This window comes from Brevundimonas sp. Root1423, assembly GCF_001426805.1.
On sequence record NZ_LMFL01000001.1, the window covers coordinates 19,452 to 40,180 of the forward strand.

Annotated in this window: 18 protein-coding genes and 3 pseudogenes; 10 read left to right on the top strand and 11 right to left on the bottom strand. The window is 67.6% G+C overall.

Annotated elements, in window-relative coordinates:
* Nucleotide 1: 1 nt before the first annotated feature.
* From ASD25_RS31490 to ASD25_RS00110, 4 genes and pseudogenes are all read right to left on the bottom strand, one after another.
* Nucleotides 2–1,264, bottom strand: a pseudogene (locus ASD25_RS31490) (dihydropteroate synthase); the annotation flags it as partial.
* Nucleotides 1,265–2,280: pseudogene (locus ASD25_RS00100) on the bottom strand (homocysteine S-methyltransferase family protein).
* Complete coding sequence (metF, locus tag ASD25_RS00105) at nucleotides 2,277–3,233, bottom strand: methylenetetrahydrofolate reductase [NAD(P)H] (RefSeq protein WP_056613736.1); 957 nt, start codon at nucleotides 3,231–3,233, stop codon at nucleotides 2,277–2,279. The pseudogene ASD25_RS00100 and the gene metF overlap by 4 nt, the downstream one beginning before the upstream one ends.
* Entirely contained in the window at nucleotides 3,230–4,192 is a 963-nt protein-coding gene (locus ASD25_RS00110; RefSeq protein ID WP_056613739.1) for a metalloregulator ArsR/SmtB family transcription factor, read from the bottom strand. Before ASD25_RS00110 ends, metF begins: the two co-directional genes overlap by 4 nt.
* Before the next feature lie 115 nt (nucleotides 4,193–4,307).
* Between ASD25_RS00110 and ASD25_RS00115 the strand changes: the two genes are divergently transcribed.
* Entirely contained in the window at nucleotides 4,308–4,811 is a 504-nt protein-coding gene (locus ASD25_RS00115) for an EF-hand domain-containing protein (RefSeq protein ID WP_056613741.1), read from the top strand.
* On the opposite strand, the gene ASD25_RS00120 is transcribed toward ASD25_RS00115, so the two are convergent.
* From ASD25_RS00120 to ASD25_RS00145, 6 genes and pseudogenes are all read right to left on the bottom strand, one after another.
* Entirely contained in the window at nucleotides 4,808–5,737 is a 930-nt protein-coding gene (locus ASD25_RS00120; protein WP_056613745.1) for a 2-hydroxyacid dehydrogenase, read from the bottom strand. The genes ASD25_RS00115 and ASD25_RS00120 overlap by 4 nt on opposite strands.
* A 69-nt stretch (nucleotides 5,738–5,806) precedes the next feature.
* Nucleotides 5,807–7,387: pseudogene (ettA, locus tag ASD25_RS00125) on the bottom strand (energy-dependent translational throttle protein EttA).
* Nucleotides 7,388–7,559: 172 nt separating this feature from the next.
* Nucleotides 7,560–7,928 carry a hypothetical protein gene (locus tag ASD25_RS00130; protein ID WP_056613747.1) on the bottom strand — a complete coding sequence of 123 codons (369 nt, stop codon included), beginning with the start codon at nucleotides 7,926–7,928 and terminating at the stop codon, nucleotides 7,560–7,562.
* 70 nt (nucleotides 7,929–7,998) lie between these two features.
* Nucleotides 7,999–9,069 (bottom strand): S41 family peptidase, encoded by a 1,071-nt coding sequence (locus ASD25_RS00135; protein WP_056613750.1) that lies wholly within the window; start codon nucleotides 9,067–9,069, stop codon nucleotides 7,999–8,001.
* 92 nt (nucleotides 9,070–9,161) lie between these two features.
* A complete protein-coding gene (locus ASD25_RS00140) occupies nucleotides 9,162–9,773 on the bottom strand; it encodes a TIGR02466 family protein (RefSeq protein WP_056613752.1) in 612 nt (203 codons plus the stop codon).
* Nucleotides 9,774–9,801: 28 nt separating this feature from the next.
* Nucleotides 9,802–10,560, bottom strand: coding sequence for a tRNA1(Val) (adenine(37)-N6)-methyltransferase (locus ASD25_RS00145; protein ID WP_056613755.1), 759 nt, complete (start codon nucleotides 10,558–10,560; stop codon nucleotides 9,802–9,804).
* A gap of 116 nt (nucleotides 10,561–10,676) precedes the next feature.
* Here ASD25_RS00145 and ASD25_RS00150 point away from each other — a divergent pair, with 116 nt between their 5' ends.
* Nucleotides 10,677–11,693, top strand: a complete 1,017-nt coding sequence (locus ASD25_RS00150) for a polyprenyl synthetase family protein (protein ID WP_235562509.1) — start codon at nucleotides 10,677–10,679, stop codon at nucleotides 11,691–11,693.
* On the opposite strand, the gene ASD25_RS00155 is transcribed toward ASD25_RS00150, so the two are convergent.
* Nucleotides 11,690–12,895, bottom strand: coding sequence for a pyridoxal phosphate-dependent aminotransferase (locus ASD25_RS00155; RefSeq protein WP_056613757.1), 1,206 nt, complete (start codon nucleotides 12,893–12,895; stop codon nucleotides 11,690–11,692). The genes ASD25_RS00150 and ASD25_RS00155 overlap by 4 nt on opposite strands.
* 135 nt (nucleotides 12,896–13,030) lie before the next feature.
* Here ASD25_RS00155 and ASD25_RS00160 point away from each other — a divergent pair, with 135 nt between their 5' ends.
* The 8 genes from ASD25_RS00160 to rodA all read left to right on the top strand — a co-directional run bounded on the left by ASD25_RS00160 (nucleotide 13,031) and on the right by rodA (nucleotide 20,708).
* Nucleotides 13,031–13,294, top strand: coding sequence for a DksA/TraR family C4-type zinc finger protein (locus ASD25_RS00160; protein WP_056613760.1), 264 nt, complete (start codon nucleotides 13,031–13,033; stop codon nucleotides 13,292–13,294).
* Nucleotides 13,295–13,343: 49 nt separating this feature from the next.
* Nucleotides 13,344–14,063: a TVP38/TMEM64 family protein gene (locus tag ASD25_RS00165; RefSeq protein WP_056613762.1), complete on the top strand. Its 720-nt coding sequence runs from the start codon at nucleotides 13,344–13,346 to the stop codon at nucleotides 14,061–14,063.
* A gap of 90 nt (nucleotides 14,064–14,153) precedes the next feature.
* Complete coding sequence (locus ASD25_RS00170; RefSeq protein WP_056613764.1) at nucleotides 14,154–14,597, top strand: hemerythrin domain-containing protein; 444 nt, start codon at nucleotides 14,154–14,156, stop codon at nucleotides 14,595–14,597.
* A 168-nt stretch (nucleotides 14,598–14,765) separates the two neighbouring features.
* Nucleotides 14,766–15,743, top strand: coding sequence for a rod shape-determining protein (locus tag ASD25_RS00175; protein WP_056614762.1), 978 nt, complete (start codon nucleotides 14,766–14,768; stop codon nucleotides 15,741–15,743).
* 138 nt (nucleotides 15,744–15,881) lie between these two features.
* Complete coding sequence (mreC, locus tag ASD25_RS00180) at nucleotides 15,882–16,982, top strand: rod shape-determining protein MreC (RefSeq protein ID WP_056613767.1); 1,101 nt, start codon at nucleotides 15,882–15,884, stop codon at nucleotides 16,980–16,982.
* Nucleotides 16,979–17,497 carry a hypothetical protein gene (locus ASD25_RS00185; RefSeq protein ID WP_200943479.1) on the top strand — a complete coding sequence of 173 codons (519 nt, stop codon included), beginning with the start codon at nucleotides 16,979–16,981 and terminating at the stop codon, nucleotides 17,495–17,497. The genes mreC and ASD25_RS00185 overlap by 4 nt, the downstream gene beginning before the upstream one ends.
* Nucleotides 17,494–19,554: a penicillin-binding protein 2 gene (mrdA, locus tag ASD25_RS00190; RefSeq protein ID WP_056613770.1), complete on the top strand. Its 2,061-nt coding sequence runs from the start codon at nucleotides 17,494–17,496 to the stop codon at nucleotides 19,552–19,554. The genes ASD25_RS00185 and mrdA overlap by 4 nt, the downstream gene beginning before the upstream one ends.
* Nucleotides 19,551–20,708, top strand: a complete 1,158-nt coding sequence (gene rodA, locus ASD25_RS00195) for a rod shape-determining protein RodA (RefSeq protein ID WP_056613773.1) — start codon at nucleotides 19,551–19,553, stop codon at nucleotides 20,706–20,708. The genes mrdA and rodA overlap by 4 nt, the downstream gene beginning before the upstream one ends.
* Nucleotides 20,709–20,729 lie beyond the last annotated feature (21 nt).

Consider the following 20,729-nt stretch of genomic DNA (forward strand, 5'->3'; position numbering starts at 1 on the left):
NCACGCCGACGATGTTCTTGCCGATGTCGTGGACGTCGCCCTTGACCGTGGCCATCAGGATGCGGCCCGCCTGCTCGCGCGGCTTGCCGGCCTTTTCGGCCTCCATGAAGGGTTCCAGCCAAGCCACGGCCTGTTTCATCACGCGGGCCGACTTCACCACCTGTGGCAGGAACATCTTGCCCGAGCCGAACAGGTCGCCGACCACGTTCATCCCGTCCATCAGCGGACCTTCGATGACGTGCAGCGGCCGCTCGACGGACAGCCGCGCCTCCTCGGTGTCGGCGTCGATGTATTCGGTGATGCCGTTGACGAGCGCGTGCTCGATCCGCTTGCCGACGGGGGCGTCGCGCCATTTCAGATCGACGACACGGGCCACGCCCTTGTCGCCCTTGTAGTTGGGGGCGATGTCGACGAGGCGTTCGGTATTCGAGACATTGGTCCGCTGTTTGCGGTTCAGGATCACGTCCTCGACCGCTTCGCGCAGCGTCGGCTCGATGTCCGTGTAGACGGGCAGGTCGCCGGCGTTGACGATGCCCATGTCCATGCCCGCCTGGATGGCATGGTACAGGAAGACGCTGTGGATCGCCCGGCGCACCGGCTCATTGCCACGGAAGCTGAACGACACGTTCGACACCCCGCCCGACACGCGGGCGTAGGGCAGGGTGCTCTTGATGACCTTCGTCGCCTCGATGAAGTCGACGGCGTAGTTGTCGTGCTCCTCGATCCCCGTCGCCACGGCGAAGATGTTGGGATCGAAGATGATGTCCTCGGGCGGGAAGCCGACCTCGTCCACCAGGATGCGGTAGGCCCGGCTGCAGATCTCGATCTTGCGCGCGGCGGTGTCGGCCTGGCCGACCTCGTCGAAGGCCATCACCACCACGGCGGCGCCGTAGCGCAGGCATTTGACGGCTTGGGCGCGGAAGGCGTCCTCACCCTCCTTCATCGAGATGGAGTTCACGATCGGCTTGCCCTGAACGCACTTCAGGCCCGCCTCGATGACCTCCCATTTGGAGCTGTCGATCATCACCGGCACGCGGGCGATGTCGGGCTCGGCCGCGATCAGGTTGAGGAAGGTGATCATGGCCTGCTTCGAATCCAGCAGGCCCTCGTCCATGTTGATGTCGATGACCGAGGCCCCGGCCTCGACCTGCTGGCGCGCCACCGACAGGGCGGCGGAATAGTCGCCCTCGATGATCAGTTTCTTGAATTTGGCCGAGCCGGTGACGTTGGTCCGTTCGCCGACGTTGATGAAGGTGGGACGCACTTACGCTACCAATTCAAAGGGTTCGAGGCCGGACAGACGCATTGCGACGGGTCGGTCAGGGATTTCGCGCGTCGGCAGTTTGGACACCGCCTCCGCTGTGTGCCGGATATGGTCTGGCGTCGTGCCGCAGCAGCCGCCGACGATGTTGACCAGACCCGAGGCCGCCCATTCCTCGATGAAGTGGGCGGTCTGGTGGGGCTCTTCGTCGTACTGGCCCATGGCGTTGGGCAGGCCGGCGTTCGGATAGGCGGCGACGAGCGTGTCGGCCACCCGCGACAATTCGGCGATGAACGGGCGCATCAGATCGGCGCCCAGGGCGCAGTTGAAGCCCACGGCGAACGGCTTGGCGTGGCGGTGCCCGAAATCCAGATCGGCAGGGCCTCCATGCCCTCGTCCTCAAGGTCCTTGATCGCCTTGATCGCGGCCTTGCAGTTCAGCGTGTCGGTGATGGTCTCGATCAGATAGAGGTCGACGCCGCCCTCGTTCAGCGCCTTCACCTGATGGCGGTAGGCGTCATAGACCTGATCGAAGGTCACAAGACGCGCGCCGGGATCGTTCACGTCCGACGACATGGACAGCATCTTGTTCAGCGGCCCGATCGAGCCGGCGACGAAGCGCGGCTTGTGCGGCTCTTTCGCGGTCCACCGGTCGGCAGCGGCGCGGGCCAGTTTCGCGCCCTCCAGATTGATGTCCCAGACCGCGTCGGCTTCCAGCTTGTAGTCGTCCTGGGCGATGACCGTTGCCGAGAAGGTGTTGGTCTCGCTGATGTCGGCGCCGGCGGCGAAATACTGGTCGTGCAGGCCCGCGATGACGTCAGGGCGGGTGATGCACAGGATGTCGTTATTGCCCTTCATCTGGCCGTTGTGGCCGGCGAAGCGGTCGCCGCGGAAATCCTCTTCCGACAGTTCGCTGCGCTGGATCATCACGCCCCAAGCGCCGTCCAGAACCAGAATGCGCTCCTTCGCGGCCCGGTGCAGGGCGGCGATGCGTTCGCTGCGGGGGAGGGGAGAACTCATACTGTGGCGGCCTTCGTCTCACGCACGCCCAGAACCCGGCAGATCGCATAGACCAGGTCGGCGCGGTTCAATGTGTAGAAGTGGAAGTCGGCGAAGCCTTCCTCCTGCAGGCGGGCGCAGGTTTCGGCGGCGACCGAGGCGGCGATCAGCTTGCGGGTCTCGGGGTCGTCGTCCAGTCCGTCGAAATGGGCGGCCAGCCAGTCGGGCACAGCCGCGCCGCACGCCGCCGACATCCGCTTCAGGCCGTTGAAATTGGTCACCGGCATGATGCCCGGCGACATCGGAATGGTGATCCCCGCCGCGCGCACCCGGTCCCGGAACCGCAGGAAGGCGTCGATGTCGAAGAAGAACTGACTGATCGCACGCGTGGCGCCGGCGTCGACCTTGGCCTTCAGAACGTCGATATCATGGGCCGTCGACGGGCTCTCGGGGTGACCTTCGGGATAGCAGCCGACGATGACGTCGAAGCCGCCCTTGGCCGTGATGGCGGCTGTCAGTTCGGTCGCGTTGGCGTAACCGTCCGTACGCGGAACATAGACGCCGCCGATGCCGTTCCCGCCCGGCGGGTCGCCGCGCAGGGCCACGATGTGGCGCACGCCGGCGTCGCGATAACCCTCGATGACCGCATCCACATCCTCGCGGCTGGCCTCGACGCAGGTCAGGTGGGCGGCGGGGGTCAGAGAAGTCTCGGCCAAAATGCGTTCGACCGTCCGGTGCGTACGTTCGCGCGTCGAACCGCCGGCGCCATAGGTCACGGACACGAACTCGGGCTCAAGCGGGGCCAGACGGGTGACGGCCTTCCACAGATTGGCCTCGGCTTCGTCGGACTTGGGCGGGAAGAATTCGAACGAGACGCGGGGGCGCGAGCGGTCCTGCCCCGCGCGGGCGATGGGACCCAGCGGCGACAGCAACAGGGCGCGGGCCTCGGCCAGACTGCGGGGGGCGATGCTCATGCGACCTTGGCCTTGGCTGCGGCTGGACGTTCGGCGGTCCAGATGGAGACGGTCAGGCCGTCGGTGTCGGGGGGAAGGGCGATCGGCGCGCTGGGCTTCAGGCCCGCGCCGGACAGCCAGAGACGCATCTCCGCGTCGGCGAAGCCGAGGCGGCGGTGTTGATGCTCCTCGCGCAGATGCTCCAGCTGGTGTGGCGCGAAATCGACGATCAGCAGGCGTCCGCCCGGCATGACCAGCCGCGCCGCCTCGGCGACGGCCGCGGCAGGGTCGGCCAGGTAGTGCAGGACCTGATGGACCAGCACCAGATCGGCGCTGTGTTCGGGCAGGCGGGTGGCGAAGATGTCGCCGTGGCGCAGCTCGACCTTGTCCAGTCCGGCCCTGGTCACATTGGCGCGGGCGATGTTGAGCATGTTCTGGCTGAGATCCAGCCCGACCGACATCTTCGCCGACTTGCCCAGCAGGGTCAGCATCCGGCCCGAGCCCGTGCCCAGGTCGACAACCCGCTCGAACGGTCCGTCGCCGGCGGCCTTCTTGATGGCGGCTTCGACGGCGGTCTCGCTGACGTACAGGGAACGGATACGGTCCCACTGCGGCGCGATGCGTTCGAAATAGGCGCTGGCGGCGGCCCCGCGATCGCGGCGCACCTCTTCCAGACGACTGTCGTCGTCCGCGTGGGCGGCATCGTTCAACAGATCCAGCACCGTGTCGACCAGCCGGCGCGCCAGCGGATCCGACGACAGGCGATAGAAGACGCGCGCGCCGTCGGGGAATCGTTCGATCAGACCGGCGTCCGCCATCAGCTTCAGATGGCGTGACACGCGCGGCTGGCTCTGTTCCAGAATCCGCGACAACTCCATCACCGACAGTTCTTCGCCGGCCAGCAAAGACAGCACCCGCAGACGGGTGGGCTCGCCCGCGGCGCGCAGGGCCTCGATGGCTTGATCAGGGGACAACGACATTTGTTTATATAAAGATATCCTTATATGATTTTGCAAGTGAATTCAGACGCGCGACAAGCCGGTTGAAACGGGCGTACACTTGTCCGGCCCCAGTGGAACCGGCAGGAGATACGCCATGATCCGCACCGCCTTAGCCTCATCCGTCGCGTTCGCGGTTCTCGCCGCCGGCGCCGCCGCCGCCCAGACCCCGCCGCCCGGAATGGGCGGCCAGGGAGGCGGCATGGGCGGGCCTCTGACCCTTGAGGCGATGCAGGCGCGCCAGGACCAGATGTTCACGCGTCTGGACGCCAACGCCGACGACATGATCACCGGCGGTGAACTGGCGCCCCTGACCCAGCCGCCGATGAGCCAGATGGGCGGCCCCCGCATCCGGTCGATGATCACCCGCGCCGACGCCGACAGGAACGCCCGCATCAGCCGCGAGGAGATGCGCAGCGCCGCCGCCGCCCTGTTCACCAGCCTGGATGTGGATCACGACGGCCTCGTCAGCCCGACCGAACGGGCCGCCATGATGCCCGCCCCGCCGGCGCCGCCCGCCGCGCGCATGTCGGTGCCGTCGACCGCGCCCGCCGACACCGGCGGCATGCCGGCCGGTATGGACCCGCCAAACGGCGGCTAGTCCGGCGTCGGAGTCTTTAGCGGCTGGCCCGCGAAGGCGGCGGTCAGGTTCTGCATCAGCAGCATCAGCATGCCCTGAACGGCCTCGGTCGTGGCGCCGCCGGTGTGCGGGGTCAGGACGGTGTTCGGCACGTCGGCCCAGCGGGCCACGTCGACCGGCTCTTCCTCGAACACGTCCAGCGCGGCCTGACCCAGCCGGCCGTCTTTCAAGGCGGCGATCAGGGCGTCCTCGTCGACCAGCTGGCCGCGCGCGACATTGACCAGCAGCCCGTGCGGCCCGAGGGCCTCGATCACCTCGCGCGAGATCAGGCCGATATTGCTGTCGTCCGCCCTGCACGCGACCACCAGTATGTCGCTGTCCTTCGCCAGCTCGACCAGAGACGCGGCGCGGGGCCAGACGGCCGCCTTCTCGCGCGGGCCCCACCATTTGACGGTCATACGCAGCGCCTCCGCCCGTCGCGCCACGGCCTCGCCGATACCCCCCAGGCCGACGATCCCGACTTTCTGCGCGTGCAGCGACGGCGTGATCATCTTCGAGTCCGGCGTCCATTCGCCGGCGCGCAGACACCGGTCGCCCGTCGCGATCTGGCGCCGCGCGGCGATGATCAGGCCGATGGCGTGGTCGGCCACGTCTTCGTGGTTCACGCCCGGCGCATGGGTGACCGGCAGGCCGCGCGCCTTGCACCATTCGGTGTCGATGCGGTCGTAGCCCGAGGTGAAACAGGCGATCAGCTGCAACTTCGGCAGCTGTTCGATCAGCGCCTTGTCGAGCGGGAATTCTCCCGCCACCACAAGCGCCCGAATCTCGGCCTGCGCCTCCAGCGGCGGGCCCTCCCAGAACCGGTAGACGGTCCACTGGCTCTCAAGAAAGGCTGTCAGCGGCGCCAGATGCCGCTGCATGATCAGAAGGGCGGGGCGGTCGGTCATGCGCCGACACTAGTCCACTCGGGCCCAATGAAAAACGGCCCCCGGATCGCTCCGGGGGCCGTTGCGGGTCTAGCGCCCGAACTTCTGGAACTTGATCCGGTGCGGGATCAGGCTCTCGACGCCGAGGCGACGCTTCTTGTCTTCCTCATAGGCTTCGAAGTTTCCTTCGAACCATTCCACGTGGCTGTCGCCCTCAAACGCCAGGATGTGGGTGGCCAGACGGTCCAGGAACCAGCGGTCGTGGGAGATGACCACGGCGCAGCCGGCGAAGCCTTCCAGCGCCTCTTCGAGGTTCTGCAGCGTCTCGATGTCCAGATCGTTGGTCGGTTCGTCGAGCAGCAGCAGGTTGCCGCCGGTGGCGAGGGTTTTCGCGAGGTGGACGCGGTTGCGCTCACCGCCCGACAGCTGGCCGACCTTCTTCTGCTGGTCGCCGCCCTTGAAGTTGAACGAGCCGACATAGGCGCGGGTGTTGATCTCGCGCTTGCCGACCATCATCACGTCGGTGCCGCCCGAGATGGCCTGCCAGATGGTCTCTTCCGGCTTCAGGTCGTCGCGGCTCTGGTCGACATAGGCCAGCTTGACCGTCTCGCCGACGCGGATCGTGCCGGCGTCGGGCTGTTCCTGGCCGGTGATCAGGCGGAACAGGGTCGACTTGCCGGCGCCGTTGGGCCCGATGACGCCGACGATGCCGTTGGGCGGCAGTTTGAAAGTCAGGTCCTTGAACAGCAGCTTGTCGCCATAGGCCTTCTCGAGACCCTCGGCCTCCAGCACGACGTTGCCGAGGCGCGGGCCGGGCGGGATCTGGATGACGGCGTGGGTCTGGGCGCCGCGCATGCTCTCCTGCTCGTCCACCATCCGCTCATAGGCGGCCAGACGGGCCTTGGACTTGGCCTGACGGGCCTTGGCGCCTGAACGGACCCATTCCAGTTCACGGGTGAGGGCGCGCTGGCGGGCTTCGGATTCCGACTGCTCCTGCACGACGCGCTTGGTCTTGGCTTCCAGCCACGAGGAGTAGTTGCCCTCGTGCGGGTGGCCCTTGCCGCGGTCCAGCTCCAGCGTCCACTTGGTCACCAGATCCAGGAAGTAGCGGTCGTGGGTCACCAGGATGACGCAGCCGGGGAAGTTCTCGAGGTGGTGCTGCAGCCAGGCCACCGACTCGGCGTCCAGGTGGTTGGTCGGTTCGTCGAGCAGCAGCATGTCCGGCTTGGACAGCAGCAGGCGGGCAAGCGCCACGCGGCGCTTCTCACCGCCCGACCGTCGCCGGCGTCGATCTTTTCCTGCAGGGCCGTCATCTCGGCCATCAGCTCGTCGGTGTATTCCTCGGCCATTTCCATGGCGATGGCGTTGAAGCGGGAAACCCACTGCTTTTCCTCGCACCAGGCCTCGACGTTCTCGCGGACGTTCAGACTGTCGTCGAGCTGGGGCTCCTGCTCCAGATAGCCGCGCTTGATCCCTTCTGCGGCCTTGGCCTCGCCGTTGAACTCGCTGTCCAGCCCGGCCATGATTTTCAGCAGGGTGGACTTGCCCGAGCCGTTGACGCCAACGACGCCGATCTTGGCGTCGTTGTAGCCAGATGTTCTCGAAGATCTTCTTGCCGCCGGGGAAGGTCTTGGTCAGACCCTGCATCTGGAAAATATATTGCTGCGCCATGAGGTGCGGTGCGCCCTGTCGTTCGGGGTGTAGGGGAGGTTGGCGCGGGATGTAGCCGCCCTCTGCACAGAGGGCAAATGAGGCGGGAATGGTCGCGCCCTTGGCGGGGATCTGAAAACAGTGGTCGGGGATCGGCCATGGCCGCCGCAACTGCCGCTTCGGCGGTCGGGGCTCACACCCGGCGGATCGGCCAGAAGGCGCCCGGGGCGGACCCGGGGTCGGGCAGGTAGCGCGAGCCGAGGTAGGACACAGCCAGCCAGAGCGAGGTCCAAAGGCACCACATCACCATCGCCAGGGAAACGTCAGCGTGGGCGTCGGCCGCCGCGTCGACCTGGCCGATCAGCCCGACCGCCGCCGCCGCAAGGGCTGTCGCATAGACGACAACGCGCGACCACGGCTGGCAGGCCAGCAGCGCCACCGAGCCGATGACCAGCAGGGCGCCGGTCAGCAGCCACGGGAACTGGGGCACCCACATGCCGATGGCCATGTGGAAGCCGCTGTAAAGCAACAGGAGCACGCCGGTGGCGCGGGGGACGAACATGGCGATGGCGATCGAAAGATTTTGGCGAGCGTCGGTCGATATGGGCCAACAAGCTTTTCACCGCCCTAACTCACAGGCTTAACGGCGCACACGTCGGCTGCATAGCGAGCCAGGTTTTTGCGGCATCGACAACAGGATCGACTTGCTGACCGGACCCGGCGTCGGCTGCAATGACTTCGTCCGGCGTAATGCCCTCCGGGTAGGCGCGGCCCGCCCTGTCAATCATCATCGCGGTGGTGATGCCGAGGGTGACGCCGTCTCCCATCGCGAATTCGCTGTTCGAGGTGGCGAGACCTCGCGTCTTCTGTCCAAAGGTGCGTGCGCCCGGACGGCCGATGAACGCGATCGCGACGCCTTCTCCAGAACTGGCCACGCCGTCGTCGATCAACACCGCGACGGGTATCTCGCCGAGGCGGGGTTCATGACGCCACCCGCTTGCAGTCGCCAACGGCGCTTCCCCCGCCGTCGCGACACCCCGTTCGACCCGTCCGCTCCGTAATTTCCTGCCTGAGGAGTCGCGTGTCCCGCCGACGGGCCCCTCCCCCAGCAGCGGGGACAATCCCGCCAGCATGGGCCAAATGTTTCCTCCGACATTCCCGCGAAGATCGAGCACATAGCCGCACGTGTGTTCGGGAGCACCGAGCACCATGCTTACCGTCTGCGTTGCGTAGGCGTCGGCCGCTGGCCCCCCTCCAGACATCCGCGGGATCACGATGATCCGCGCGGACTTGCCGCCAGGAAGGCCGGTGTCCGAGCTTTCAGCGGACCGGCCCCGGAAAGTCGAGGTGATGGGCGGCAATCCGGGTTGAGTGCGCGGCACCACGAGCGGGCCACCGTGGCGGTCTCTCCATCCGTTGGACACTTCCTGCGTCGGTCGGACGAACGAATGATTATCGCCGAGTTCCTGGGTCAGCGTCACATAGGCCGGGAGTAGGTCCACGACGTCGCGGGCGCCCATGGCCGCCGCATGAACTCGCTCTTCCAGCACCGGCCAGTCGATCAACGCCGACCGGTAGGAGTTGGCCCGGGCAATTTCGATCGCCCGGGCTACCTGCCGCTCGGCGTCGTACGCCACTGGACGGGCAGGCCCCGTCTGGAGTGATAGCAAAATAGCTGCGGACAGCGTCAGACCGATGATCATCAATGCGTCTCGAACGGGAACGCTGACGGTGTACCAGTGGCGAAACCGCGATCAACGAACCAGCGACGGAAGATCGACCGGGCGGACCGGCCTCAGGCGTAGTTGAAGCTGATCGAGATGCGCTCGGCCCTGGCCGCGTTCGGCGGCACCTCGTGGCGCAGCCAGCTTTCCCACATCAGGACCGTGCCGGCCTGCGGAGCCAGATAGACGAAGGGCTTCTCGCCCTCGGGCGCGTCGGCGTGGACGCCCGGGCGGGCCATCATCATCGGCAGGCGCGGATCTTCCAGCTTCAGGGCCGAAGCGCCGTCGGGGACCTCGACATAGACGGTGCCGCTGAGGAAGGCGTGCGGGTGGATGTGGCCGCTGTGCCCCCCGCCGGGCTTGAGGATATTGACCCACAGGCTGTCGAGCCGCGGCTTGCGCGCCAGATCGAAATTCAGCGCCTTCGCATAAAGCAGGGCGTGCCGATCGAGATGGCGCTTCAGCTCGGCGAACTCGGGCATCCGGTGCGGCAGGTCGGCGAGGGAGCCGTAGGAGGTGTAGCCGCGATACCTATGTTCGCGGCACCAGGCCCGCCCGGCCTGGTCCTCGGCGGCCAGCATGCGACAGGCGTCGGACAGGCTGGCGTTGAAGGCGGCGAATCCGGGGCCGGCAGCCAGACTGGCCTCATAGACCTGGGTGACGAAGAGCGGACGAAGGGGCATGGCGTCCCATAACTCACGGACGGAGGGATCAGAACCCCAGCGCCGTCTCGCCCCTCAGGATTGCTTCCGCCTCGGCCGTGTGTTTGGCCCCCGACCGGTCGTGCAGCACCAGAGGCGGCAACAGACGCATAGGTGCCTTGCCGGTCTTTATGGCAGCGACCAGCACGCGCTTTGCGGGCTCGTCCGCATACGGATGAATGCCGCGTACCGCGAAGGATCCGGCCTTGTCTCCGAGCAGACCCAGCAGATCGGCCAGCCGGTCCGCCCGGTGGATGATCACGATCCGCCCGTCCTCGCGGACCCCCTTCAACAGGAAGTCCGTCCACGCCTTCAGCCCGTCGTCCGCCATCCACGCCCCGCGCTTGCCGGGGGAGGGCGCCCGCAGCGCGCCCGGATCGTCGAAGAAGGGCGGATTGCTGACGGCCCAGTCGAACGGCTCCAACTCCATCGCCCGAAAGCCGGCCGCGACGTCGCCCTCGACGATCGTCGCGTTTGCGCCGTTCAGCGCGGCATTCTCGCGGGCCAGCGCCGCCATGGCCGGATCACGCTCCAGCCCCGTCAGGACCGCGTCGGCACGCCGCGCGGCGATCTGCATCAGCACCGCCCCCGCGCCGCAGCCCGCCTCCAGCACCCGCTGCCCCGGCGCGGCCTCCACGGCGGCCGCCAGCAGGGCTGCGTCCATGCCTGCGCGATAGCCCTTTGCCGGCTGGCGCAGGCGGACCCGTCCCCCCAGCAAGGCGTTTTCGACGGTCTGGAAGCCGTCAGATTGAGATGGTGCGGCGGTCACGCGGCTTGACCCTTCATGGCCCGATCACCATTGTGCGCCGCATCGCCGCCCCGCAAGGCGGCGGCTGGATTTTCCGGTGCGATCCTCCCCCCGCGCCGCGCCGAGTGAGTTTTCCGTTGGACGCTGTCGTCGCCGCCGATCCCCGCTCGAAGGGTGACGTCGAACCGCTGGTTCGGCTGGCGAAAGGCGACATGGCGGCCGTCGACGCCCTGATCATCGCGCGGATGCAGTCCCAGGTGCCGGTGATACCGCTGCTGGCCGACCATCTGGTCAGCGCCGGGGGCAAACGCCTGCGGCCGCTGCTGACCCTCGCCGCCGCGCGCGCCTCGGGCGCCACGGGCGACATCGCCGCCGCGGTCAAGCTGGCCGCCGCCGTCGAGTTCATCCACACCGCCACCCTGCTGCACGACGACATCGTCGACGGCTCCGACCTGCGCCGCGGCAAGACGGCGGCGCACCTGATCTGGGGGGCGCCCTCCAGCGTGCTGGTCGGCGACTTCCTGTTCGCCCGCGCCTTCGAACTGATGGTCGAGACGGGCCAGATGCGCGCTCTGGGCATCCTCGCCACCGCCTCCAGCGTCATCGCCGAGGGCGAGGTGCTGCAACTGACCCGTGCGCACGACCTGAATCTGGATCAGGAAACCTATCTGCGGATCATCTCGGCCAAGACCGCCGAACTGTTCGCCGCCGCCGCTGAATCCGGCGCGGTCGGCGCAGGGGCGGATGAGAAGGCCGTTGAGGCCCTGCGCGCCTACGGCCTGAACCTGGGCCTGGCCTTCCAGCTGGCCGACGACGCCCTCGACTACGGCGGCCTGTCGGAAGATCTGGGCAAGAACGCCGGCGACGACTTCCGCGAGGGCAAGGTCACCATGCCGCTGCTGTTGGCCGCCGCCCGCACGCGCGGTCGCGAGGACGCCTTCTGGGACCGCACCATCAACAAGGGCCAGCGCACCGAGGACGACTTCCGCCGGGCGCGCGAGCTGGTCATCGGTTCGGGCGCGGTCGGGGCGACGCTGGCGACAGCCTATGAGTACGCCGACGCCGCCAAGGCGTCTCTGGCTGGCTTGCCGCCGAGCGACTGGGTCGATGCCCTCGAGCAGCTGGCCGACTTCGCCGTCAGCCGCGCCGCCTAGCGCAGCGAGGCGCAGAACCGCTGGATACGGCGGCACGCCTCTTCCAGCACCGTTTCCGAGGTCGCATAGCTGATGCGGAAATAGGGGCTCAGGCCGAAGGCCGATCCCTGCACCACGGCCACCCCCTCGGCGTCCAGCAGGGCGGTGGCGAACGTATCGTCGCTGTCGATCACGGTCCCGTCTTCGGTCGCCTTGCCGATCAGCCCCTCGATCGACGGATAGACATAGAAGGCGCCTTCGGGCGTGGCGCAGCGGATCCCCGTCGCCTGATTCAGCATCGACACGACCAGATCGCGGCGGGCCTCGAAATGGGTCGCGCGTTCGGCGATGAAGTCCTGCGGCCCGTTCAGCGCCTCGACCGCCGCCCACTGGCTGACCGAGGAGGGGTTGGAGGTCGTCTGCCCCGCCACCTTGCGCATCAGGTCGATCAGCGGCTTCGGCCCGCCCGCATAGCCGATGCGCCAGCCCGTCATGGCGTAGGCCTTGGACACGCCGTTCACCGTCAGCGTCCGGTCGTAGAGGTCGGGCGCGACCTGGGCGATCGTCTTGTAGTCGAAGTCGCCGTAGATCAGGTGCTCGTACATGTCGTCGGTCATGACCCAGACCTGCGGATGGCGGCGCAGAACGGCGGCCAGCGCCTCCAGCTCGGCCCCGGTATAGGCCGCGCCGGTAGGGTTGGACGGGCTGTTCAGGATCAGCCAGCGCGTCTTCGGCGTGATCGCCGCCTCCAGCGCCTCAGGCTTCAGCTTGAAGCCGTCGGCCTCATGCCCGATCACCGTCACGGGTTCGCCGCCGGCCAGCAGAACCATGTCGGGATAGCTTACCCAGTAGGGCGCCGGCACGATCACCTCGTCGCCGGGCGACAGGGTCGCGACCAGGGCGTTGTATATCACCGTCTTGCCGCCGGGGGCGACGTGAATCTGGCTGGTCTCGTATTTCAGCCCGTTCTCGCGCGCGAACTTGGCCGCCACCGCCGCCTTCAGTTCGGGCAGGCCGTCGACGTCGGTGTATTTGGTCTCGCCCCGGCGGATGGCCGCGATGGCGGCCTCCTTGATGTTCTCGGGCGTGTCGAAGTCCGGCTCGCCGGCCCCCAGTCCGATCACGTCGCGGCCCTCGCGCTTCAGCTCGCGGGCCCGGGCGGTCACCGCCAGGGTGGCCGAGGGCTTCACACGGGACAGGGCGGCGGACTGAAGGCTGGACATGGCGACTCCCGGCGAACGGCGCGCAATCCTTACGCAGATGCGAAAGGGGGATCAAACGTCATGGGGCAAGGACTTGGAACATGGGTCTCTCGTTCCCATTTAAGGCACTGACAACTTGGGAAAATTGGAGATCAAATGGCTGGCGGCTGGACACGCGACGGGGCGGTTCTGGATCAGATCGAGGACACTGTCACCGACGGCGTACTGACGGCGCGCGCCCGCATGCCCGCTGGAGAGGGCACGCCGGACTGTGTGGAATGCGGCGAGGAAATTCCCATGGCCCGCCGCCGCGCTCTTCCGGGGGGCCGCACCTGCGTGCATTGCCAGTCCGGACGGGACAGCCGCATCGTTCTCGCCGGGATCAACCGCAGGGGCAGCAAGGACAGTCAGCTGCGTTAGGCTGCCAGGCAAGCTTGGTCTGCACGCACGGGGAGTGGTAACCCACGCCATGCGTCGCCTCCTCGATTTCATTCTCAACATGGAAGCCCGCCGCTGGCGGGCCGTGCTGGCGACGGCGCTGCTGCTGGGCGCGACCGTGGGCCTGCTGGCGATCGGCAAGAGCCAGCTGGGGCTGGCGGCCGAGGAGAATCTCGAACACTGGCTGCAGGGCTATTCCGGCAGCCCGTGGGCCTTCGCGGCCACGGTGATCCTGTTCATCGCCGCCGCCTTCATCGGCGCGCCCCAGTTCATCCTGATCGCCGCCTGCGTCGTCGCCTTCGGGCCGTCGCTGGGCTTTTTCTACAGCTGGGCCGCGACCATCATTTCCGCCGGCTTCACCTACTGGCTGGGGCGCGGGCCGACGGCGCGGCTCGTCGACCGGTTCGGGGGCCGGACCATGGGCCGGCTCAAGGGATTCATCGGAAAGAACGCCTTCTACGCCAGCTTCATGATCCGCAACGTGCCATCGGCGCCGTTCATCGTCGTCAACATGGCGTTCGGCGCGACTCGCGCGTCGTTCTGGCGCTTTCTGGCGGGGTGCGCCCTGGGCGTGCTGCCCAAGACGGCGCTGGTGTCCTTCTTCGGCGGGGCGGTGGTTTCCGCGGTCAGCGGCGACGGCGTCTGGACCTCGCTGATCCTCGCCGGCGTCGCCGTCGTGTGGCTGGGTCTGATGCTGGGCGTCCGCGAACTGGTCAAACGTCGCGAGGCCGCGTCCGGGGCGGACGACTGATCAGCAGCAGCGCCACCTCCGGAAACTTACCTTAAAGCAGCCTTCATACTTCCGGCGCGAGAGTGCGTTTTGTAGTTGTAAGGTCGCGTATTGGACATCCGGGCGTTGAGGTGCGAGCACCCCGTTATAATCGACAGGTTTTCGGTCCTGGGGGGGCTGTGCGGACGTATAAGGACGCGGGACGACGCCCATGAGGCCCGCCGTCTCGTTGCGGATGTCGACCTGTTGCTGGTTCCCCACCTGACCAGCGAGGACGCGGAACTCTATCCCCTTCTGATGAACGCGTCTGACGAACGCCTCAGAACCCTCGGCGCCGAGGCTTCTGACAGCGTGGGAAAGCTCCTCGAAATCTGGGTGCGTTTTCGCGATCACTGGACCGCAACGGCCATCCTTGCCGATCCCCCGCGCTTCGCCAGCGCGACCGCGGGGATACTCGCTGTCCTGTCCGTGCGGGTCGCGATGGAGGAAGACAGTCTGTATCCGGCCGCCGAAGCGGAGGCCCGTTTTGGCGGACGTGTCCATGACGCGGCGTGAGTCCGGTCACGGCTTCGCCAGCAACGCTTGGAAGGGCTTGTAATCACCGTCACACACTGCCAAACGAGCCGTAAGGTCGGTCAGGCGATAACGATCAGGAAGCGGTGCGTGGGGATGCGCGTCGCCGGGGCGTCGCCGCAAGGCCCGAACGAACGGTATCCCGGACCCATGTTCTCCAGCATTTTCGGCGCGATCTCCAACGACATCGCCATCGACCTCGGCACCGCCAACACCCTGATCTACATGAAGGGCAAGGGCATCGTCCTGAACGAGCCCTCGGTCGTCGCCCTGCGCAACGTCGGCGGTCGCAAGATCGTCCACGCCGTGGGCATCGAGGCCAAGCAGATGCTCGGCCGCACCCCGGGCCACATGGAAGCCATCCGTCCCATGCGCGACGGGGTCATCGCCGACTTCGAAGTCGCCGAGGAGATGATCAAGCACTTCATTCGCAAGGTTCATAACCGCAAGGGCTTCGTGAATCCCAAGGTCATCGTCTGCGTGCCGTCGGGCGCCACCGCCGTCGAACGCCGCGCCATCAACGAYTCCTGCCTCAACGCCTCGGCCCGCCGCGTGGGCCTGATCGACGAGCCGATGGCCGCCGCGATCGGCGCCGGCCTGCCGATCCACGAGCCGACCGGCTCCATGGTCGTCGACATCGGCGGCGGCACCACCGAGGTGGCCGTGCTGTCGCTGTCGGGCATCGTCTATTCGCGCTCGGTCCGCGTTGGCGGCGACAAGATGGACGAGGCGAAGAAGGACATCGGCACCGCCCGCATCCCGGCCGACGGCGAAGGCCTGTCGATCGACGTCAAGGGCCGCGACCTGATGCAGGGCGTGCCCCGCGAGGTTCGCATCTCGGAGCGTCAGGCCGCTGAAGCCCTCGCCGAGCCGGTGACCCAGATCGTCGAGGCGGTGAAGGTCGCCCTGGAAGCCACCCCGCCGGAACTGGCCGCCGACATCGCCGACAAGGGCATCATGCTGACCGGCGGCGGCGCGCTGCTGCGCGGTCTGGACGCCGAAATCCGCGACCACACGGGTCTGCCGGTCTCGGTCGCCGACGATCCGCTGTCCTGCGTCGCCATCGGTTGCGGCCGCGTGCTCGAGCATCCCCGGTGGATGAAGGGCGTGCTGGATTCGGCCCTCTAGGGTTTGATCCCCAACTCCGCCGCAAATCCCTGTCATCAGGGGGCCGGGCCGGTTTCCAACTGACCCGGATTTTGCGATAGGCTGCTGACGTCGGCGGGGGGGTTCCCGCTGATTCCCTCTTTCCCAGGAAGGCGCGCCGTGGCGTTTCGCGACGGACCGTTCGAGAACATCAAGGTGCCGCTGGTGTGGACCGCGGCCGTGGCTGTCGTGCTGGCCGCGATCGGCTGCGTCCTGCTGCTGATCAGCGACGCCCGGGCCCAGACGTCGCCCTATCAACCGGTGCGCGCCGGGGTCGAGTCGGTCGCCGGTCCGGTCGGGGGGGTCTTCGCCGCGCCGGTCCGCTGGTTCGGCGCCGCGACCGACTATGTCGGCGGCTATTTCTTCGCCGTCTCGGAAAACCGCCGGCTGAAGCGCGAGCTGGCCGAACTGGCGCCCTGGCGCGACCAGGCCATCGCCCTGAAGAACGTCAACGCCCGCTACGAGGCCATGCTGGGCATCCGGCCCGAGCCGCCCGTGGCCATGCAGACGGCCCGCTCCATTTCCGATACCCGCGGCCCGTTCTCGCGCGCCCGACTGCTCGACGCGGGCGCGTCCAAGGGCGTCAAGGTCGGCAACCCCGTGATCAACGAGCACGGTCTGGTCGGCCGTATCGTCGGAACCTCGTCGAACGTCAGCCGGATGGTGCTGCTGACCGACGTCGCCAGCCGGACCCCCGTGCTGGTCGACCGAACGGACGCGCGCGCCCTGTTGACCGGCGACGGCAGCGATAACCCGCGGCTGGAGTTCATTCGCGGCGTCGGGGCCGTTCAGGCCGGCGACCGCATCCTGTCCTCGGGCGACGGCGGCGGCTTCCCGCGGGGCGTGCCCATCGGCGTCGCCGCCAAGGGGATCGACGGATCCTGGCGGGTCAAGCTGTTCAGCGACCGGGGCGCCATCGACTATGTCCGCGTCATGCTGTTCGAGGACTTCGGCCAGCTGATCGGCTCGGACGACCTCAACGCGCCACCGCTGGCCGCCCTGGGCACCCTGACTGAAGCCACGGCGGCCCAGACCGGCGCCATCACCGATTCCGCTGCCCGACGCGACGCGGCCCGCGCCCGCACGACCGAGTCCAACGCCGCTGCGGCCCGCGCCGACGCCGTGGAGGCCGCCCGACCGCGCCCCGCTCCGACGCAGGCAGCGCCCGCCGCCGCGCCGCCGGCCGCTGAAACCCCGCCTCCCGCCGGGGGGACCGAATGAGACGCCCCGTCGCGGTCCGCGTGGTCGGGCCGATGCAGTGGATCGTCTATCCGGCCCTGATCACGGTCGCGGCCACCATCGTTCTGGCCACCCCGGTCAAGGTCTTCGGCCTGAGCCTGCCCGAGCCGGTCATTCCCATGGTGCTGGCCTTTGCATGGCCGTTGATCCGGCCGTCCATCGTGGCGCCGCTGGTCCTGACCCTGCTGGGGCTGGGGCTGGACATCTTCACCTACGGCCCGCTCGGCCTCTGGGCCCTGTCGCTTCTGGCCATCTATGCGATCGTCCTGGCCTCGCGCAGCTTCCTGATCGGCCAGGACACCGCCGTCCTGTTCGTCTGGTTCGCCGCCTGCTGTGGTCTGGCCTTCCTGCTGGTCTACCTCGTGCGCATCTTCATCGACCACAACGCCGCCAGCCTGCTGGCGCTGATCGGCCAGGTGGTCCCGACCCTGCTGCTCTTCCCGTTCGCCAACCAGATGATCGAGCGGTTCGAGGACGGCGACGTGAGGTTCCGATGAGCTCGGAACCCTCTATCTTCTTTTCCGACGTCAACGAGCGGCAGGGATCCTTCCTGCGCCGCACCTTCGTCTTCGGCGGGCTGACGGCCATCGCCGGTATCGCCCTGACCGGCCGGCTGGCCCAGCTGCAGGTCATCCAGGCGGGCGAATACGCGACGCAGGCGGCGAACAACCAGTTCAACTTCCGCCTCGTGCCGCCGCCGCGCGGCCGGATTCTGGATCGCAACGGCGTCGTCATCGCCGGCAACCGTCCCAGCTTCCGGGTGCTGGTCGTGCGCGACGAGACCAAGGATCTTGACCAGACGCTGGACCTGCTGGGCCGCCTGCTGCCCGACACCATGGACCGGCGCCGTTCGATCATCCGCGAGGTCAACGCCGCGCCCCGTTTTTCGCCCGTCCCGGTCAAGAGCGATCTGAGCTGGGAGGAATTCGCCAAGGTCAATCTGTACGCCAACGAGCTTCCGGGCGTCATGGCCGACATGAACGAGGCCCGGTACTATCCGTTCGGCGGGGCCTTCGCCCACGTCATCGGCTATGTGGCCAAGCCCAACGACCGCGACATCAAGGCGATCGAGGACAAGGGCGAGAAGGTCCCCGAGATCCTCTACAACCCCGGCTTCCGCATCGGCCGTCAGGGCGTGGAGAAGTCCTTCGACGCGGACCTGCGCGGCGAGGCCGGCGGCAACCGGGTCGAGGTCGACGCGCGGGGCAGGGTGGTGGCCGAGGATGTCGGTGGCTCGCGTCCCGCCGTGCCAGGCAAGGACGTCATGCTGACGCTCGACGCAGACGTGCAGAACCGCGCGCTGGAAGTGATGGGCGAGGAGTCCGGCGGCTGCGTGGTCATGGACGTCCGCAACGGCGACATCCTGTGCATGGTCTCGGCGCCGTCGTTCGACGCCAATCTGTTCGTAGGCGGCGTGCCGTCGAGCATCTACCGCGCCCTGTCCGACTACGAGCGCAAGCCCCTGCTGGACAAGACGCTGAACGGCGTCTTCCACCCCGGCTCGACGTTCAAGATGACCACGGCCTTGGCCATCCTCGAGGCCGGTGTCGACCCGGACGAGCGGGTGACCTGCACGGGCGGCTATCGCTACGGGAACCGCACCTTCCGCTGCTGGGAGCCGCGCGGCCATGGCGCGCAGAACATGCACGACGCCATCAAGAACTCCTGCGACGTCTATTTCTACCACATGTGCAACCGCGCCGGCGTCGACCTGATCCAGGAGACGGCGAAGAAGATCGGCTTCATGCAGACCTACGACATCGGGGTCGGCAACCAGAAGGCGGGTTCGGTGCCCAGCAAGGCGTGGAAGGCCAACTACAACCGCCGTAATCCCAACCCGGAGTCGCGCGTCTGGTTTCCGGGCGAGACCCTGTCCGTCGCCATCGGCCAGGGCGATGTGAACGTCACCGCCCTGCAACTGGCCGTGATGACCGCACGCATCGCCAATGCGAAGAAGGCCATCAACCCGCGCCTGATCAAATCGGTTGGCGGGGTGGAACAACCGTCGGGCGCCGCGGTGCCGGACCTGCCGTTCCCGCCTGAACATGTCGAGATCGTGCGTCAGGGCATGGTCGCAGTGGCCAACGACCGGTCCGGCACCGCCTATCGTCAGTCCCAGCTGGGGCTGGGCGATATCCAGATGGCCGGCAAGACCGGCACGGCGCAGGTCCGCAGCTATGGTTCGGGTCCGCGCAAGTCGAACATCTGGGCGCTGAAGGACCACAACCTGTTCGTCGCCTTCGCCCCGGTCGACGCGCCCCGATATGCCGTGGCGGTCATCATCGAACACGGCGGCAAGGGCGGCGCGACGGCCGGCGCGCCGCGCGCCCGCGAAATCATGCGCACGACCCTCCTCAAGGATCCCGAGATGCTGGAGCGCATCCAGCGGCCGCCCCCGCCCGAGGCTCTCGCGCCCGAGCCCGCAACGGATGAAGTGGCCGGCGCGGCGCCCGAGGATCCGGTGGCCCACACCCCGGCCCCGTCCGCGACACCCGCCGCTCCGGCGACCTCCGCGACCGGCCCGCGTCCCTATCTGCCCGAGGCCCCGCGATGACCGCCTCCGCCCTGACCCGTCCCGGCGAACGCGATCGCATCTCGACCAAGATCAGCGAGCTGGACTGGCGTCTGATCGGCCTCATCAGCCTCGTGGCCATGGTCGGCGCCGCCATGCTCTATTCCATCGCGGGCGGTCACTGGCAGCCTTGGGCGATCAAGCATGTGATCCGTTTCGGCGCCATGCTGGTGGTCATGCTGGGTCTGGCCATGCTCCATCCGAAGTGGTGGTTCCGCATGGCCTATCCGCTCTACGGCGTTGTGCTTCTGCTGGTTCTGATGATCGAGTTCACGCCGCTCGGCTACACCGCCGGGGGCGCGAAGAACTGGCTGAACCTCGGCTTCATGCGCATCCAGCCGGCCGAGTTCATGAAGCTGGGCCTCGTTCTGGCGCTGGCCCGCTGGTACCACAACCACACGGCGCAGGAGGCGCGCTGGTCGTGGAAGCTGCTCATCCCCGCCGGCATGATCGGGGTTCCCTTCATTCTTGTGGCCAAACAACCGGACCTCGGGTCGGCCATGGTCATCGGCCTGACGGGCGCGGTGGTCATGTTCGTGGCCGGGCTGAGCTGGCGCGTCATCGCCGCAGCCGCCGCCGCGGCCGTCGCGATCATTCCGCCCTTCGTCATGTTCGGGATGCACGACTATCAGCGCAACCGCGTGCTGACCTTCCTGAGCCCGGAGTCCGATCCGTCGGGCACGGGATACAACATCATCCAGTCCAAGATCGCGCTGGGCTCGGGCGGCCTGCTGGGCAAGGGTTACGGTCTCGGCAGCCAGAGCCAGCTGGAATTCCTGCCCGAACGGCACACGGACTTCATCTTCTCGACGGTGGCCGAGGAGTTCGGCTTCGTCGGCTCCTTCACCGTACTGGCCTGCTATGTGGCCATCATCCTGATCGCCCTGCGCATCGCCTCGCTGGCCCACAGCCATTTCGGCCGGATCGCCGCGGCCGGGATGACGTCCTTCTTCGCCCTGTTCGTGCTCATCAACGGCGCGATGGTCATGGGCATGGCGCCGGTGGTCGGGGTGCCCATGCCGCTGTTGTCCTATGGCGGCTCGTCCATGATGACCGTCATGTTCGGCTTCGGCCTCGTGCTGGCGACCCGCGTGCACCGCTACGCCGAACTGCCCAAGGGCCACGGACTGTTCTGAATCCGATCTGGTGCGTTAGGG

Bases quoted from the DNA above. Each gene is read 5' to 3' on its own strand.
- metF (WP_056613736.1), bottom strand. From the start codon at position 3,233: ATGAGCATCGCCCCCCGCAGTCTGGCCGAGGCCCGCGCCCTGTTGCTG.
- ASD25_RS00110 (WP_056613739.1), bottom strand. From the start codon at position 4,192: ATGTCGTTGTCCCCTGATCAAGCCATCGAGGCCCTGCGCGCCGCGGGC.
- ASD25_RS00115 (WP_056613741.1), top strand. From the start codon at position 4,308: ATGATCCGCACCGCCTTAGCCTCATCCGTCGCGTTCGCGGTTCTCGCC.
- ASD25_RS00120 (WP_056613745.1), bottom strand. From the start codon at position 5,737: ATGACCGACCGCCCCGCCCTTCTGATCATGCAGCGGCATCTGGCGCCG.
- ASD25_RS00130 (WP_056613747.1), bottom strand. From the start codon at position 7,928: ATGTTCGTCCCCCGCGCCACCGGCGTGCTCCTGTTGCTTTACAGCGGC.
- ASD25_RS00135 (WP_056613750.1), bottom strand. From the start codon at position 9,069: ATGATCATCGGTCTGACGCTGTCCGCAGCTATTTTGCTATCACTCCAG.
- ASD25_RS00140 (WP_056613752.1), bottom strand. From the start codon at position 9,773: ATGCCCCTTCGTCCGCTCTTCGTCACCCAGGTCTATGAGGCCAGTCTG.
- ASD25_RS00155 (WP_056613757.1), bottom strand. From the start codon at position 12,895: ATGTCCAGCCTTCAGTCCGCCGCCCTGTCCCGTGTGAAGCCCTCGGCC.
- ASD25_RS00160 (WP_056613760.1), top strand. From the start codon at position 13,031: ATGGCTGGCGGCTGGACACGCGACGGGGCGGTTCTGGATCAGATCGAG.
- ASD25_RS00165 (WP_056613762.1), top strand. From the start codon at position 13,344: ATGCGTCGCCTCCTCGATTTCATTCTCAACATGGAAGCCCGCCGCTGG.
- ASD25_RS00185 (WP_200943479.1), top strand. From the start codon at position 16,979: ATGAGACGCCCCGTCGCGGTCCGCGTGGTCGGGCCGATGCAGTGGATC.
- mrdA (WP_056613770.1), top strand. From the start codon at position 17,494: ATGAGCTCGGAACCCTCTATCTTCTTTTCCGACGTCAACGAGCGGCAG.
- rodA (WP_056613773.1), top strand. From the start codon at position 19,551: ATGACCGCCTCCGCCCTGACCCGTCCCGGCGAACGCGATCGCATCTCG.